This is a genomic window from Streptomyces sp. NPDC037410 (assembly GCF_055602235.1).
Genome location: NZ_JBVJWR010000010.1, coordinates 101,345 through 116,316, shown reverse-complemented (window position 1 = coordinate 116,316; position 14,972 = coordinate 101,345). Strand labels below are relative to the sequence as shown.

The window sequence follows — 14,972 nt, the reverse complement described above, 5'->3', positions numbered from 1 at the left end:
ACCGCCCCCGCCGGGCGGGGCTCACAGGGGCGGCTTCAGCGCGCCCCGCAGCGCCCCCGCCACCGCTCGGGCCAGCCGCGCATGCCCCGCGTCGTTCGGATGCAGCCCGTCCGCCAGGTGTTCCGGGCCCAGGAGCCGGCCGCCGGGGAGGACGTGGAGGTGGGGGTCGCCCTCCGTCGCCAGGTCGCGGCCCGCGCGTTCCATCGCGCGCCGCAGCTCCGTCAGCGTCGCCCCGAGCGTGTTGCGGGTGTGTTCCGCCTCCGGGCGCAGGACCGGGGAGACGATCAGCAGCGGCGTGGCCGGGTGGCCCCGGCGGACCAGGCCGACGAAGGCGCGGACCGTCGCGTAGAGCCAGTCCGCCGTCGCCGGCACCCGGGACCAGCAGTTCGTGCCGAACGCGAGGGTGATCACCTCGCCGGGGAGCCGCGCCAGGTGCTCGGCCAGCGGGAGCTCGCCCCGCGCCCCGCCCGCGTACCCCAGGTTGACCGGGTCGAGGCCGAGGAGCCGGCCCGCCGTGGCGGGCCAGGAGTGCGCCGGGCGGGTCGACCACCAGCCCTCGGTGATGGAGTCGCCGTGGACGAGCCAGCGGGGCCGCGCCGGGGCGGGGGAGAGGGCGCCGCCGACGGCCCGCAGGGCGAGCGGCACGGGCGCCTGGCCCTCCGGGAGGTGGACGGTGAAGACTCCGCCGTCCGGGGGGAGGGGAAGCCTCACGACGGCCTCCGGCGCCGGAGCCGCGCACGTCTCGCCGACGAGCCGTGTGCCCTGCCAGAGGGCGAAGCAGTGGCGCAGCGCGCGCAGGGGGTCCTCGGGCCCGGGGACGGCCGCCCGGTAGCGGAGCTCCACCGCGCGCGTGCCGGGCGAGGCCGTGAACTCGATCCGTACGCCGATGGGCAGCGCGGCCCGCTCGGCGATGTCCCACGGCAGCCGTTCGAGGTCGTCGGGGTCGGCGCGGACGGGCCGGTCGCCGTCCAGCCAGGCCGTGCCGCGCAGGAACGGCGCCGGGTCGAGCCACTGCACCGGGGCCTCCGATCGTGGGGCGCCGAGGGCGGTCGTCAGGGCCTCGCAGCGTGCGTCATTCCGCATGAGGAGTCCATACGCGTGCGCGTGCCGGTTCACACCCGGATGTGTCGATTCATGCGGGGGAGCGCAATGTTTGCCCGTCTGTGCCCGAAGCGCGCAATGATCATCTGCCACTGCGCAACAACCCTGCATTACGAGTGCGAAGCTCTGGCGTTTAGGCTCATGCCTCGTACCAGGAGTGGCGTCGACCGCCTGCTCGGCGGTTCCCGTCCCCCGTGGGTCTTGCTCAGGCTGCCCGCGTACCGCCGCGGTCGTCTCCGTACCCACAGGCAGCGATGAAGGAGCCTCCGCAGTGCTGGACCACGGCGCAGCCCCACCGGTCGTCGACACGACCACCCCGAAGACGTCCGCTCTCAGCGCGCTCGTCCGCCGCAAGCCGGTAGAACGCCTGGTCGACGAGGGTGGCCAGGGGGAGGGTGGCAGTCTTCGCCGCTCGCTCTCGATGTGGCAGCTGACCATGATCAGCATCGGTGCCACGCTCGGCACCGGCATCTTCGTCGTTCTCGGCGACGCCGTCCCGAAGGCCGGCCCGGCCGTCACGCTCGCCTTCGTCATCGCCGGTCTCACGGCCCTGTTCTCGGCGCTCTCGTACGCCGAGTTGGCCGGCTCCATACCGGTCGCCGGGTCCTCGTACTCGTACGCGTACGCAACGATGGGTGAACTCGTCGCCTGGGTCTGCGGCTGGTGTCTGGTCCTGGAGTACGGCGTCTCCGTCGCCGCCGTGGCCGTCGGCTGGGGCGAGTACCTCAACGAGCTGCTCGACGGGACGATCGGCGTCACCATCCCCGACGTGCTGTCGTCGGCCCCCGGCGAGGGCGGTGTCATCAACCTGCCCGGCCTGATCGTCGTGATGCTCGCGATGGTGTTCCTGCTCGGCGGCGCCCGCGAGTCCGCCGTCGTCAACACGATCATGGTCGGCGTGAAGATCGTCACCCTCGTGATCTTCTGCGCGATCGGCTTCATGGGCTTCAAGTCCGGCAACTACCGCGACTTCATGCCGCTCGGCATGACCGGCGTCGGCGCCGCGAGCGCGACCCTCTTCTTCTCGTACATCGGCTTCGACGCCGCCTCCACGGCCGGCGAGGAGGCCAAGAACCCCAAGCGCGACCTGCCGCGGGCGATCATGCTCTCGCTGCTGATCGTCACCGTGCTGTACGTGCTCGTCGCGGCCGTCGCCGTCGGCGCCTGGCACTGGAAGGCCTTCGAGGGCTCCGAGGCCACCCTGGCCGCGATCATGAACGACGTCACCGGCCAGACCTTCTGGGGCACGATGCTCGCCGCCGGCGCGGTCATCTCCATCGCCAGCGTCGTCCTCACCGTGCTCTACGGCCAGACCCGCGTCCTCTTCGCGATGTCCCGCGACGGCCTGGTCCCCAAGGTCTTCGGCAAGGTCAGCGGCAAGACCGGCACCCCGCGCATCAACACGGTCATCGTGTCGCTCTTCTGCGGTGTGCTGGCCTCGGTCATCCCGCTGGGCAAGCTCGTCGACGCCACCAGCATCGGCACCCTCTTCGCCTTCGCCCTGGTCAACGTCGCGGTCATCGTGCTCCGCCGCACCCGCCCGGACATGCCGCGCACCTTCAAGGTCGCCCTCGGCCCGGTCTTCCCGATCCTCGGCTTCGCGTTCTGCCTCTACAACATGGCCAGCCTCGACTCCATCACCTGGGTGGTCTTCGGTTGCTGGATGGCCGCCGGGCTCGTGTTCTACTTCCTGTACGGCATGCGCCGTTCCCGACTGGCCACGGCTCCGGTCCTGGCAGAGGCTCCAGCAGAGAAGTGATCCACCCGTAGTGCGACTCAACGACCTCGACGAACGCATCGTCCACGCCCTCGCGGAAGACGCCCGCCGCAGCTACGCCGACATCGGCTCGCTCGTCGGACTCTCCGCACCCGCCGTGAAGCGGCGCGTGGACCGGCTCCGGGCCGAGGGCGCCATCACCGGCTTCACCGTCCGGGTGGACCCGGCGGCGCTCGGCTGGGAGACCGAGGGCTTCGTCGAGATCTACTGCCGCCACAACACCTCGCCGGAGGACATCCGGCGAGGCCTGGAGCGGTATCCCGAGGTGGTGTCCGCGTCGACCGTCACCGGTGACGCGGACGCCGTCGTCCAGGTCTTCGCCTCGGACATGCGCCACTTCGAGCGCGTCCTGGAGCGGATCGCGGGCGAGCCCTTCGTGGAGCGCACCAAGTCCGTCCTGGTGCTCTCGCCGCTCCTGCGGCGCTTCTCCTCCGGCTCGCCCGCGTAGCCCTGGCGGGCAGCTGGACGAAGGGCGGTGCGGGCCGTGGTTCCCGCACCGCCCTTCGGGCTTTTCGCGTACGTCTAGGTGTACGGGACCTCCCACGGCAGGACGTTGAAGTCACCGGTGCCCGCCCTTGTCTTCTCGAAGGGCGCGGCGCTCGTGCACTTCGGCACCTCGTCGTTCAGCGGATTGTTGGACGCCATCCAGCTGTAGCCCAGCCGGTCCCGTCCCTTGCCCGTGTCGTGCACGGAGATGCCCACGCGCTTGCCCACGGCCGGGGCGAGCAGGCCCTCCCCATGGGTGATCACCCCCGTGACCACCGCCACCTTCCCGCCCGTGACCAGGCAGTCCACCTTCACATCGGCCGCGGCGCCGAGATCCCCGATGTAGTGGCTGAAGGTGAACGTGCCGGTGGCCTTCGTCGGGTCCCGCCGATCCTTCGCCGCCAGGTGGGCATCGAAGCTGAACGTGATGTCATCCCCGGCCGGCCGGTAGAGCTTCGCCGTCCCGGTCAGCGCCGCCGCCTCGCGGCTGCCGCCGTCACCGTCCCCCGAAGCGACGGCGGAGCCTGCGGCCCCGGCGGTGATCAGCAGGGCGGCGGCCAGAGCCCCGATCTTCGTACGGCGGTTCATGTCGGTCCTTTCGGCAGGTCAACCGGACGGTCATCACTCTTCCGCCCGGCCCGCTCCGGGGCGTCGTGCCGAGGAACGGTCCTCGTCTCCGCCGCGCGGCGGGGGAGCCGTACGACCCCGGTCGGAGCCGTACGCAACGAATCGACGCGGCGACCGCCGATCGCGCAACGGTTCGACGGTCGGTCCGCAACGCTGCCGCCTTGTCCCGGCCGAGCGCGAAACCGTACCGTTTTTGACGTCTTCCCCCTGTACTTCCGACCGCCGAGGATCGCCGATGCCCGCGCTGCGCACCGCCCTGCTCCAGAGCTCCGGTGAGCTCGGTGACGTGGCCGCCAACCTCAAGATCCTCGACGAGGCCGCCGCCCGCGCCGCGGCCGCCGGAGCGGGCGTCCTGCTCGCCCCCGAGCTCTTCCTGACCGGCTACGCCATCGGCGCCGACATCGCGCGCCTGGCCGAGCCCGTCGACGGCCCCTCCGCCCGCGCCGTCGCGGCCATCGCCGTGCGCCACGGCCTGGCCGTCGGCTACGGCTACCCGGAGCGGGACACCGAGCGGCACGGCGTCCTGTACAACTCCGCGCAGCTCATCGGCGCCGACGGCGTCCCGCTCGCGCGGTACCGCAAGACCCACCTCTTCGGGGACTTCGAGACGCAGTGGTTCACCCCCGGCGACCAGCCGGTCGTCCAGGCGGAGCTCGGCGGGCTCACCGTCGGCATGATGATCTGCTACGACGTCGAGTTCCCCGAGAACGTGCGGGCGCACGCGCTGGCCGGTACGGACCTCCTCCTCGTACCGACCGCGCTCATGCACCCCGCCGAGGTCGTGCCCCTGTCGGTGGTGCCGGTCCGCGCCTTCGAGAACCAGCTCTACCTCGCGTACGCCAACCGGACCGGCCCCGAGGGCGACTTCGAGTTCGTCGGCCTCTCCACCCTGGCCGGCCCCGACGGCACCGCCCGGGCCCGCGCCGGACGCGGCGAGGAGCTCGTCATCGGCGACGTCGACCCGGCCTTCCTCGCGGCCTCCCGCCAGGAGAACCCCTACCTCCGCGACCGGCGCCCGGGCCTCTACGGCTCCCTCGTCTGAGCCGCCCCACCCACCTCCCCGCCTCACCCCCCATTTTTTCCGTGCAAGGAGTCCGTACCCCATGACGTCCACGGTGCCCACGACCGCCGTCCCGCACAGCGACGGCCAGCCGCCGATCACCATGTTCGGTCCGGACTTCCCGTACGCCTACGACGACTTCCTGGCCCACCCGGCCGGGCTCGGCCAGATACCGGCCACCGAGCACGGCACCGAGGTCGCCGTCATCGGCGGCGGGCTCTCCGGCATCATCGCCGCGTACGAGCTCATGAAGATGGGCCTCAAGCCCGTCGTCTACGAGGCGGACGAGATCGGCGGACGCCTGCGCACCGTCGGCTTCGAGGGCACCGGCACCGAGGGCCTGACCGCCGAGATGGGCGCCATGCGCTTCCCGCCCTCCTCGACCGCGTTCCAGCACTACATCGACCTCGTCGGCCTGGAGACCAGGGAGTTCCCGAACCCGCTGGCCCCGGCCACCCCGTCGACCGTCGTCGACCTCAAGGGCGAGTCGCACTACGCCGAGACGATCGCCGACCTGCCGCAGGTCTACCGCGATGTCGCCGAGGCCTGGAACAAGTGCCTCGACGAGGGCGCCGACTTCTCCGACATGAACCAGGCCATGCGCGAGCGCGACGTCCCGCGCATCCGCGAGATCTGGGCGAAGCTCGTCGAGAAGCTCGACAACCAGACCTTCTACGGCTTCCTGTGCGAGTCCGAGGCCTTCAAGTCCTTCCGCCACCGCGAGATCTTCGGCCAGGTCGGCTTCGGCACCGGCGGCTGGGACACCGACTTCCCCAACTCCATCCTGGAGATCCTCCGCGTCGTCTACACCGAGGCCGACGACCACCACCGCGGCATCGTCGGCGGCTCGCAGCAGCTGCCGCTGCGCCTGTGGGAGCGCGAGCCGGAGAAGATCGTCCACTGGGCGCAGGGCACCTCGCTCAGCTCCCTGCACGACGGCACCCCGAAGCCGGCCGTGACCCGGCTGAACCGGACCGCCGGCAACCGCATCACGGTCACCGACGCCTCCGGCGACATCCGCACGTACCAGGCGGCGATCTTCACCGCCCAGTCCTGGATGCTGCTGTCCAAGATCGCCTGCGACGACTCGCTCTTCCCGATCGACCACTGGACGGCGATCGAGCGCACCCACTACATGGAGTCCTCGAAGCTCTTCGTGCCGGTCGACCGGCCGTTCTGGCTGGACAAGGACGAGGAGACCGGCCGGGACGTCATGTCGATGACGCTGACCGACCGGATGACCCGCGGCACCTACCTCCTGGACGACGGCCCGGACAAGCCGGCCACGATCTGCCTCTCGTACACCTGGTGCGACGACAGCCTGAAGTGGCTGCCGCTCTCGGCGAACGAGCGGATGGAGGTCATGCTGAAGTCGCTCGGAGAGATCTACCCGAAGGTCGACATCCGGAAGCACATCATCGGCAACCCGGTGACGGTCTCCTGGGAGAACGAGCCCTTCTTCATGGGCGCCTTCAAGGCGAACCTGCCGGGCCACTACCGCTACCAGCGTCGCCTGTTCACGCACTTCATGCAGGACCGGCTGCCGGAGGACAAGCGGGGCATCTTCCTCGCCGGCGACGACATCTCCTGGACGGCCGGCTGGGCCGAGGGCGCGGTGCAGACGGCGCTCAACGCGGTCTGGGGCGTCATGCACCACTTCGGTGGCGCGACCGACGGCACCAACCCGGGTCCGGGCGACGTGTACGACGAGATCGCCCCGGTCGAGCTGCCGGAGGACTGATCCCCGGTACGGACCGAGAGGTCAGGGCCTGGTCAGGGGTGTGAGCAGCATCCGCCCCACCAGGCCCACCGACCGGTCGAGGCGTTCCGTGAACTCCTCGGCCAGGTCGGGCAGCCGCCGCAGCTGCCACAGCGAGCGGGCGGCGAGCCAGGCCCCGTCACGGGCCCGGTCCAGGCTCCAGCAGCCGAGCAGATGCGTCAGCGGGTCCGCGACCTCCAGGAGGTCCGGGCCCGGCATCAGTTCTTCCCGGATGCGCTCCTCCAGGAGGACGAGGATGTCGCCGACCCGGTCGAACTCGTCCTCCAGGTCGGCCGGCGCGCACTCCAGGATCCGGCAGGCGTCGACCACCGCGAGCGCCAGGTCGTGGCCGATGTGGGCGTTGATCCCGGCGAGCGCGAACTGCAGCGGCCGTACGCCGGGATGGCGCCGGTAGTGGAAGAGGGGCCGCCAGCAGGCGGGCGCGGGACGGCCGGTGGCGGCGGCGTCGACCGCCGCGAGGTAGCGCTCCGCGAACCGCACGTCGAGGGTCGCGGCGGCCCGCCGGTCGGCGAAGGCGCCCGCGTCGAGGGCGTGGCCGATCTCCTCGGTGACCGTCAGATAGACCCGGTTGAAGACGGCGACCCCGTCGGCCGGATGCCAGGCCGCGCGAAGCGCCCGCATCCGGTCCACCACGGGGTCGACCGCGACGAACGGGCCGATCCGTTCCGGGGTCCACTGGGTCTGCGTCATGGGGGCAGGCTCCCAGCCGCCGGGCCCGGGAGGGAACTCCTCGGGACCGGCTTACCCAGAACGGGCGAATCACTCAGTTCTTCGACACGTCTTCCGTCTCCGTCTCGTACGAGCTGGTGCCCGCGTCCAGGAGGGGTTCCTGGGTCTTGAGGTGGGCCGGGGCGAAGGCCCGCAGCACGTGGTAGCCGGTGATCACGACGATCGTGCCGAGCGCGATGCCGCCCAGTTCGAAGGTGTCGGTGAAGTGCAGCTTCACGCCGCCGACGCCGATGATGATGCCGGCGGCGGCCGGGACCAGGTTGAGCGGGTTGCGCAGGTCGACCTCGGCGTTGATCCAGATCTGGGCGCCGAGCAGGCCGATCATGCCGTACAGGATCACGGTGATGCCGCCGAGGACACCGCCGGGGATCGCGGCGACGACCGCGCCGAACTTCGGGCAGAGGCCGAAGAGCAGCGCGAAGCCGGCGGCGGCCCAGTAGGCGGCGGTGGAGTAGACCCGGGTGGCGGCCATGACGCCGATGTTCTCGGAGTACGTGGTGTTCGGCGGGCCGCCCACGCCGGTGGAGAGCATGGACGCGACGCCGTCGGCGGCGATCGCGGTGCCGAGCTTGTCGTCGAGCGAGGTGCCGGTCATCTCGCCGACGGCCTTCACGTGACCGGCGTTCTCGGCGATCAGCGCGATGACCACGGGCAGCGCCACAAGGATCGCGGACCACTCGAAGCTCGGGCCGTGCAGGGACGGCAGGCCGATCCAGTCGGCCTGGGAGACGCCGGAGAGGTCGAGCCGCCAGTGGTCGGTGACCTGGCCGCTCGGCGACACCGAGTGGATCTTGCCGAAGACGAGGTCGAAGACCCAGGAGACGGCGTAGCCGAAGATCAGGCCGAGGAAGATCGCGATCCGGGACCAGAAGCCGCGCAGGCACACCACGGCGAGACCGGTGAACAGCATCACGAGGAGGGCCGTCCACTGGTCCTGCGGCCAGTACGTCGACGCCGTGACCGGCGCCAGGTTGAAACCGATCAGCATGACGACCGCGCCGGTCACGATCGGCGGCATCGCCGCGTGGATGATCCGCGCGCCGAACCTCTTCACGGCGAGACCGGCCAGGAACAGCACCCCGCCGACGACGAACACCGCACCGGTGACGGTGGCGCTGGTGCCGCCCGAGGCCCGGATGGCGGCGGCGACGCCGACGAAGGAGAGCGAGCAGCCCAGGTAGGACGGGACGGTGCCGCGGGTCGCGAGCAGGAAGATCGCGGTGGCGACACCGGACATCATGATCGCCAGGTTCGGGTCGAGACCCATGAGGACCGGGGCGACGAACGACGCCCCGAACATCGCGACGACGTGCTGGGCGCCGAGTCCGGCCGTACGGGGCCAGGAGAGCCGCTCGTCCGGGCGGACGACGGCTCCCGGAGCGGGTGTTCTCCCGTCGCCGTGCAGGGTCCAGCGCACGCCGAGGTTCATGAGGTCTGCTCCCGTTCTCCGGTTCCGGCGGCCGTGTCGAGACCGCGAAAGTTCAGCCATATGGTAGGCGCCACGGCCGCGGACCTGGGATTTCGGGATGCCGCTCGGTCTATGCCACAGGCCCCGCGCTCTTCGCCGGCTCCGGCGTCCCCGCCGCCGTCTCCCGCGCGGCGGTCCTCAGCACGCCCGCGCCGAGCACGAGCCCCAGGGCGAGCAGCGTGACCAGGCCGAAGGAGATGACCAGGGAGGTCGCGTCGGCGATGCCGCCGATGGCCGAGGGGGCGATGAGACCCGAGGTGTACGTGATGGTGGCGACGCCCGCGATGGCCTGGCTCGGGTTCGGGCCGCTGCGCCCGGCCGCCGCGAAGGCCAGCGGGACGACGACCGCGATCCCCAGTCCGATCAGGCCGAATCCCGCCATCGCGACGGCGGCGTGCGGGGCGAGGACCACCAGGACCCCGCCGAGGGTGGCGACGGCGCCCCCGACCCGTACCGTACGAACGGCCCCGAAGCGGTCCACCACCCGGTCTCCGGCGAGGCGCGCCACCGCCATCGTCAGCGCGAAGGCGGTCGTGGAGGCGGCCGCGAGCCCGGCCGAGCTGCCCAGCTCGTCCCGGAGGTAGACGGCCGACCAGTCGAGGCTGGCGCCCTCGGCGAACACCCCGCAGAAGCCGATGGCGCCGATGATCAGCGCGGACCTCGGCGGCAGCGAGAAGCGCGGCGGCGGCTCCTCCTCCGGGGTGCTGCGCACGTCGAGCACGCCCTGGCAGAAGACCAGGCCGAGCGCGGTGAGCACGAGGGCGGCGATCAGGTGGTGCAGCCGGGCGTCGCCGCCGAGGTGGGCGGCGACCGTGCCGGCGGCGGAGCCGAGCAGGGCGCCGACGCTCCACATCCCGTGCAGGCTCGACATGATGGACCGGCCGAGCCGGTTCTCGGTCTCGACGCCGAGCGCGTTCATCGCCACGTCGGACATGCCGGCGGTCGCCCCGAACACGAGCAGCGCTCCGCACAGTCCCCAGATGTTCGGGGCGAGCGAGGGCAGGGCGAGTGCGAGGGTCCACAGGGCGAGCAGGCCGCGCAGCGCCGTGCGGGCGCCGAAGCGGTGCGAGACGGTCCCGGCGAGCGGCATCGCGAGGGAGGCGCCGAGCGCGGGGAAGGCGAGCGCGAGCCCGAGCTGCCCGGCGCCGATGCCCGCGTGCTCCTGGATCCAGGGGATCCGGGTCGCGAAGCTGCCGGTGACCGCGCCGTGGACGCAGAAGACGGCGGCGACGGCGAAGCGCGCGCGCCGGAGGCGATCGGTGCGTGTGACGGTGTCCGCCGCCATGGGCCCTCCCTGTGGTCGTGGGTGCTCGTGGTGTGTGCCGCGTAAACTATCAGGAACCCTGCCTGATAAATAGATGCTGTGCGGGCCCCCGCATCTGAGAGGATCACCGCATGGCCGCATCCCCGAGCACCGCACGAGCCATCAACGACCGGTTCGCCCTGCGACTGCTCCAGGACGAAGGCCCGTTGACGGCCACTCAGCTCAAGACGCTCACCGGACTCTCCCGGCCGACCGTCGCCGACCTCGTCGAGCGGCTCCAGGGCTCCGGACTCGTCCACGTCGTCGGCGAGGCCGGAGCCGAGCGCCGCGGCCCCAACGCCAAGCTTTACGGGATCGTCGCCGACCGCGCCCACCTCGCCGCCCTCGACGTCCGCACCCGCTCCGTCTCCGTCACCGTCGCCGACCTCCTCGGCACCACGCTCGCCGAGGCGTCCGTCCCCGTCGGCGACGACAGCGGCACGGGGCCCGCCGTCGAGAAGGCCGTCGCCCTCCTGGAGCGGACCGTGCGGGAGGCGGGCGCCGAACCGCTGCACAGCGTCGCCGTCGGCGCCCCCGGGCTGATCGACCCCGCCACCGGCGAGCTGCGCGACTCCTCGGGGCTGCCCGCCTGGCACCGCCGGCTCGTCGGCGTCCTCCAGGAACGGCTGCCCGCCCACGTGCTCGTCGAGAACGAGACCAACCTCGCCGCCGTCGCCGAGCTCCGCGAGGGCGCGGCCAGCGACCGCGAGGACTTCGTCCTGCTCTGGCTCGGCCAGGGCGTCGGCGCCGCCGTCGTCCTCGACGGGCGCCTCCGCCGGGGCGCCTCGGGCGGCGCGGGGGAGATCGGCTTCATGCCGGTCCCCGGCACCTCCGGACTGCCCTCGGCCACCGGCTGCGACGGCGGCTTCCACGAACTGGCCTGCACGGCGGCCGTCGCCGCCCTCGCCGCCGACCACGGCCTCGACCCGGCCGGCGCGCTCGCCTCCGGCCACGGACCCTTCCTCGACGCCCTCGCCCGCCGCCTCGCCATCGGCGCGGCCGCCGTCGTCTCCGTCCTGGACCCCGGCTGCGTGGTCCTCGCCGGGGAGACCGGCCACCAGGGCGGCGCCGCCCTCGCCGCGCGCGTGGAGACCGAACTCGCGGCCCTCTCCCCGCTCCGTACGGAGGTCCGCGCCACCGCCCTCGGCGACGCGGCGGTCCTGCGCGGCGCCCTGTTGAGGGCGCGGGACGCGGCCCAGGACGAGCTGTTCCCCTAGGCACTGTCCGGCGGATCAGGGTCGGACAGGCCCTGAGCACCGAAGCGCGCTTCGAGGAACTGCTCGAACGTCACCCGGCCCACCGCGCGGTCCGGAGCCAGGTGCCCGCCGCGTCGCAGCGCCCGGTAGACCCGGCCCGGCAGCGGCACCTCCACCAGTCGGCGCGTGCGTCCGCTCGCCCGCAGGTAGGCGCGGGCCAGCTCGTCGAAGGTGCGGATCTCGGGGCCGCCCATGTCGTCCACCCGGCCCAGCGGCGGCCCGGCGGCGAGCTCGGCGAGGCGCCCGGCGGCCTCGGTCACCTCCAGCGGCTGGTCCCTGACCTCCTTGGGCAGCAGCATGACGGGCGGCTTGGCGAGGCCCTGGAGCAGCTGGAGGATCAGGTCGTGGAACTGGGTGGCCCGCAGCAGGGTCCACGGGACGCCGGACTGCTGGATCATGCGTTCCACCGCGTACTTGGTCCGGTAGTAGCCGAGCGGCACCCGGTCGACGCCGACGATCGAGATGTACAGCAGGTGCGGCACCCCGGCCCGCCGCGAGGCCTCGATCAGGAGGCGGGCGGCCTCCTTGTCGCCGCGCAGGATGTTGCTGCAGTGGACGACCGCGTCGACCCCGTCGACCGCCCGGTCGAGCAGTGGTCCGCCTTTGCGCAGGTCGACGGCGTACGGGGGCGAGTGACGGCTGAGGACGCGCACCTCGTGGCCGTCCGCGCGCAGCCGCTCGCAGACGGGACGGCCGAGCGTTCCCGTACCGCCGGTCACCAGGATCGTGCTCATCTCTCCAGACTGACCGCCCGGGAGCGCGCACGCGACCGCGCCGCGCCCCGGACAGGGGGGCGCGGCGCGGAGAGGGCCCGGCGGGGGCAAGGGCCGTGAGTGTCCGCCGCCGGGGGTTTCAGCGGGGGTGCGTCAGCAGGTGCCGAGGTCCTTCCAGACGCCCCAGTCGCCGGTCGTGCCCGGCTCCTCGTTCTGGGTCCACCACTGGGCCTTCCACTGGTGGCCCTTGTGGGAGACGGTGGTGCCCCCGGTGTAGACCTGGCCGGCCACGTACGCCGGGGCGGTGCAGCCCGTGGTGGGCGGCGTCGTCGGAGGCGTGGTCGGGGGAGTCGTCGGCGGGGTGGTGGGCGGCGTCGTCGGCGGCGTGGTGGGCGGCGTGGTGCTGCCCGGTTCCACGACCGTCGTGCCGCGCGCCAGGTCGCCGGCGAGGGCGTACGTCGTGCCGTTGATGTTCACCGTCCAGTTGGAGGGGGTGGACACCGGCAGGTAGTAGTTGAAGGCCAGGTCGACCGTCGCGCCCGGGGCGAGCGACTGCCAGGCCGGGAGCTTCAGGGAGACGCGGTGGAAGTCGCCCTTGAGGCCGCCCACGTTGGAGCCCGTGTGGTCGCTGCTGATGACCTTCGTGCCGAAACCGGACTGGTCGGAGGCGTTGTCCGGAGCCGAGGTGCCGTAGTCGAACTGGAACTCCGTGCCGCCGGGCAGCGTCGTCGCCGTGTTGTTGGTGATCTTGATCTTCGGCGTGATCGGGTAGTTCGAGTCGCCCAGCTTGAACTCGGTGAACTGGGTGTCGATCTTCACGGCCTGGGTCGGCAGCGCCTTGTTCGACTTCTTCGCGCCGTACGGGGTGGCCGCCTTGAACTTGTCGTACATCAGCGAGGTGAGCGTGGAGCCCATCTCGTACTGGCCCTTGCCGGCGTTCCAGGCGTAGTCCCCGGCCATCTCCCAGACCATGGTGCCGCCGATGCCGCGGTCCACCACGTAGTCGGCCTTCGCGGCCACGGACTGCTCGTCCTCGGTGGAGAGGAAGACCTTCTTGTCGGCGTTCCACAGCCACGGCGCGACCAGGGTCGCGTCGTACTTGCGGGCGTAGGTGCCGGTCAGCGTGGTGTTCGAGGGGAAGCCGTACTGGGTGACGTAGTCGCCGACGATCCCCTTCTCCAGGTTCTTGGCGTGCCACATCGGGTTGGAGCCGGCGGGCGACTCGACGCCGTTGGTGTCCTTGTCGTGCCAGAGGTTGTCGATGCCGCTGGCGCCGTCGCCGCACTTGGTCAGGCCGGCGCCGGCCGGGCAGGTGGTCGTGGCGGCCTTGCCCCACAGGCCGTCGGTGCCGCCCTGCACGTTCTTGAAGCCGCGGGTGTAGTAGGGCAGGCCGATGTTGATGCGGCCGGCCGGCAGGGAGCCGCGGAAGTAGTGGTACGCCCAGTCGGTGTTGAGGTAGCCGATGGAGCCGTACTGCGAGGAGCCGTAGACGTTCGCGGCGGCGAGCTCGGCGTCCTTGCCGTCGTCGAAGAGCGAGGCGTTGGGGCCGACGTACTCGTTCCAGGCGCCGTGCAGGTCGTAGGACATGATGTTGACGTAGTCCAGATACCTCTGCATCTGGAAGGTCTCCATGCCGCGCAGCAGGTAGCCGGAGGACGGGGCGGCGACGGTCAGCAGGTAGTGCCTGCCGTCGGCGGCGCCGGCCGTGTCCAGCTTCTCGCGCAGGGACTTCATGAGGGCCGCGTAGCCCTGCACGAGTCCGGCGCGGCGCGCGTTGGAGAGCTGCCAGTCGAGCGGGTTGCCCGAGTCCTTCATCGTGGTCGGGTACTCGTAGTCGATGTCGACGCCGTTGAACCCGTACTTCCGGATGAAGTCGACGGCCGAGTTCGCGAAGGTGTCGATCCCGGCCTGGTTGACCGAACCGTCGGCGTTCGTGGCCATCGAGTAGAAGCCGCCGGAGCTCACCCGGTTGCCGCTGTCGTCGAAGTAGCCGCCGGTCTCCGCCCAGCCGCCGACCGAGATCAGCGTCTTGACGTTCGGGTGCTGCTTCTTGAACTTGTTGAGCAGGTTGAAGTGGCCCTTGTACGGGTACGCGGGGTCCATCTCCGCGCCGGCGACACCGGGCCAGGTCATCCCGGTGGCCGCGTTGTCCGGGCCGTCCGTGCCCACGGAGAGCTTGTTGTCGCCGCCGACGTGGCCGAAGGCGTAGTTGATGTGGGTGATCTTGTCCCACGGGATGTCCTTGGCCAGGTACGCGGGCTGGCCGTTCTTGCCGGTGCGCCAGCCGGTGAAGTAGCCGATGACCCGGCGCTGGTGGTCCGCGCCCATCTTCTCGCGGCCCTCGGTGTCGTAGACCGAGCAGTACGGGACGTCGACGCCCGGGGTCTTGTAGAGCCCGTCGGGGCGACAGGACTCGTTGTCGGCGGCGTACGAGACGCCGCCGGAGAGTGAGCTGAGCAGCAGCCCGGCGACGGCCGCGCCGGACGCGAACAGCGAGGCTCTCTTGGTCGTGGGGGACAGCACGATCGGTCCTCCTGGGGAGGTCGAAGACACGCAACGAACAGGGGGGTGGTACGTGTTGGGCCCGTGGAGTGCGCACACCGACGGACCGTCACCTCGGAGGTGACACGGAGATTAAGAGGACTAGACCAGTGCGTCAATAGGTCTGGACC

12 protein-coding genes are annotated in these 14,972 nt (G+C 71.6%); 5 read left to right on the top strand and 7 right to left on the bottom strand.

What is annotated here, in order from left to right:
* Nucleotides 1–21: 21 nt before the first annotated feature.
* The gene (locus ACZ7HT_RS18690) at nucleotides 22–1,017 is read right to left on the bottom strand and encodes a GDSL-type esterase/lipase family protein (protein ID WP_471167121.1); all 996 of its coding nucleotides are present in this window, start codon (nucleotides 1,015–1,017) and stop codon (nucleotides 22–24) included.
* 355 nt (nucleotides 1,018–1,372) lie between these two features.
* On the opposite strand from ACZ7HT_RS18690, the gene ACZ7HT_RS18685 reads away from it, so the two are divergent.
* Nucleotides 1,373–2,860 (top strand): amino acid permease, encoded by a 1,488-nt coding sequence (locus tag ACZ7HT_RS18685; protein ID WP_471166748.1) that lies wholly within the window; start codon nucleotides 1,373–1,375, stop codon nucleotides 2,858–2,860.
* 10 nt (nucleotides 2,861–2,870) lie between these two features.
* Nucleotides 2,871–3,326, top strand: coding sequence for an Lrp/AsnC family transcriptional regulator (locus tag ACZ7HT_RS18680; RefSeq protein WP_030691274.1), 456 nt, complete (start codon nucleotides 2,871–2,873; stop codon nucleotides 3,324–3,326).
* 74 nt (nucleotides 3,327–3,400) lie between these two features.
* Here ACZ7HT_RS18680 and ACZ7HT_RS18675 read toward each other — a convergent pair whose 3' ends face one another.
* Complete coding sequence (locus ACZ7HT_RS18675) at nucleotides 3,401–3,952, bottom strand: Repetin (RefSeq protein WP_471166745.1); 552 nt, start codon at nucleotides 3,950–3,952, stop codon at nucleotides 3,401–3,403.
* 274 nt (nucleotides 3,953–4,226) lie between these two features.
* Between ACZ7HT_RS18675 and ACZ7HT_RS18670 the strand changes: the two genes are divergently transcribed.
* Both ACZ7HT_RS18670 and ACZ7HT_RS18665 read left to right on the top strand, forming a co-directional pair.
* Nucleotides 4,227–5,033, top strand: coding sequence for a carbon-nitrogen hydrolase family protein (locus ACZ7HT_RS18670; protein WP_471166743.1), 807 nt, complete (start codon nucleotides 4,227–4,229; stop codon nucleotides 5,031–5,033).
* Nucleotides 5,034–5,094: 61 nt separating this feature from the next.
* Nucleotides 5,095–6,792: a flavin monoamine oxidase family protein gene (locus ACZ7HT_RS18665; protein WP_471166740.1), complete on the top strand. Its 1,698-nt coding sequence runs from the start codon at nucleotides 5,095–5,097 to the stop codon at nucleotides 6,790–6,792.
* 21 nt (nucleotides 6,793–6,813) lie between these two features.
* Here the strand turns inward: ACZ7HT_RS18665 and ACZ7HT_RS18660 are convergent, their stop codons facing one another.
* The 3 genes from ACZ7HT_RS18660 to ACZ7HT_RS18650 form a co-directional block, all read right to left on the bottom strand.
* Nucleotides 6,814–7,521, bottom strand: coding sequence for a DUF5995 family protein (locus tag ACZ7HT_RS18660; RefSeq protein ID WP_471166737.1), 708 nt, complete (start codon nucleotides 7,519–7,521; stop codon nucleotides 6,814–6,816).
* Between the two features lie 73 nt (nucleotides 7,522–7,594).
* On the bottom strand, nucleotides 7,595–8,989 hold the full coding sequence (locus ACZ7HT_RS18655) for a uracil-xanthine permease family protein (protein ID WP_471166735.1): 1,395 nt from the start codon (nucleotides 8,987–8,989) through the stop codon (nucleotides 7,595–7,597).
* 109 nt (nucleotides 8,990–9,098) lie between these two features.
* On the bottom strand, nucleotides 9,099–10,313 hold the full coding sequence (locus tag ACZ7HT_RS18650; RefSeq protein ID WP_471166732.1) for an MFS transporter: 1,215 nt from the start codon (nucleotides 10,311–10,313) through the stop codon (nucleotides 9,099–9,101).
* A 110-nt stretch (nucleotides 10,314–10,423) separates the two neighbouring features.
* On the opposite strand from ACZ7HT_RS18650, the gene ACZ7HT_RS18645 reads away from it, so the two are divergent.
* Nucleotides 10,424–11,548 (top strand): ROK family transcriptional regulator, encoded by a 1,125-nt coding sequence (locus tag ACZ7HT_RS18645; protein WP_471166729.1) that lies wholly within the window; start codon nucleotides 10,424–10,426, stop codon nucleotides 11,546–11,548.
* Here the strand turns inward: ACZ7HT_RS18645 and ACZ7HT_RS18640 are convergent.
* Both ACZ7HT_RS18640 and ACZ7HT_RS18635 read right to left on the bottom strand, forming a co-directional pair.
* Nucleotides 11,545–12,321 carry an SDR family oxidoreductase gene (locus ACZ7HT_RS18640; RefSeq protein ID WP_471166726.1) on the bottom strand — a complete coding sequence of 259 codons (777 nt, stop codon included), beginning with the start codon at nucleotides 12,319–12,321 and terminating at the stop codon, nucleotides 11,545–11,547. The genes ACZ7HT_RS18645 and ACZ7HT_RS18640 overlap by 4 nt on opposite strands.
* A gap of 132 nt (nucleotides 12,322–12,453) precedes the next feature.
* Nucleotides 12,454–14,823 (bottom strand): chitinase C-terminal domain-containing protein, encoded by a 2,370-nt coding sequence (locus ACZ7HT_RS18635; RefSeq protein ID WP_471166724.1) that lies wholly within the window; start codon nucleotides 14,821–14,823, stop codon nucleotides 12,454–12,456.
* Nucleotides 14,824–14,972: the final 149 nt, after the last annotated feature.

What these genes read in the sequence shown, in the direction of transcription:
- ACZ7HT_RS18675 (WP_471166745.1), bottom strand. Translation starts at nt 3,952, where the DNA reads ATGAACCGCCGTACGAAGATCGGGGCTCTGGCCGCCGCCCTGCTGATC.
- ACZ7HT_RS18670 (WP_471166743.1), top strand. Translation starts at nt 4,227, where the DNA reads ATGCCCGCGCTGCGCACCGCCCTGCTCCAGAGCTCCGGTGAGCTCGGT.
- ACZ7HT_RS18665 (WP_471166740.1), top strand. Translation starts at nt 5,095, where the DNA reads ATGACGTCCACGGTGCCCACGACCGCCGTCCCGCACAGCGACGGCCAG.
- ACZ7HT_RS18660 (WP_471166737.1), bottom strand. Translation starts at nt 7,521, where the DNA reads ATGACGCAGACCCAGTGGACCCCGGAACGGATCGGCCCGTTCGTCGCG.
- ACZ7HT_RS18655 (WP_471166735.1), bottom strand. Translation starts at nt 8,989, where the DNA reads ATGAACCTCGGCGTGCGCTGGACCCTGCACGGCGACGGGAGAACACCC.
- ACZ7HT_RS18650 (WP_471166732.1), bottom strand. Translation starts at nt 10,313, where the DNA reads ATGGCGGCGGACACCGTCACACGCACCGATCGCCTCCGGCGCGCGCGC.
- ACZ7HT_RS18645 (WP_471166729.1), top strand. Translation starts at nt 10,424, where the DNA reads ATGGCCGCATCCCCGAGCACCGCACGAGCCATCAACGACCGGTTCGCC.
- ACZ7HT_RS18640 (WP_471166726.1), bottom strand. Translation starts at nt 12,321, where the DNA reads ATGAGCACGATCCTGGTGACCGGCGGTACGGGAACGCTCGGCCGTCCC.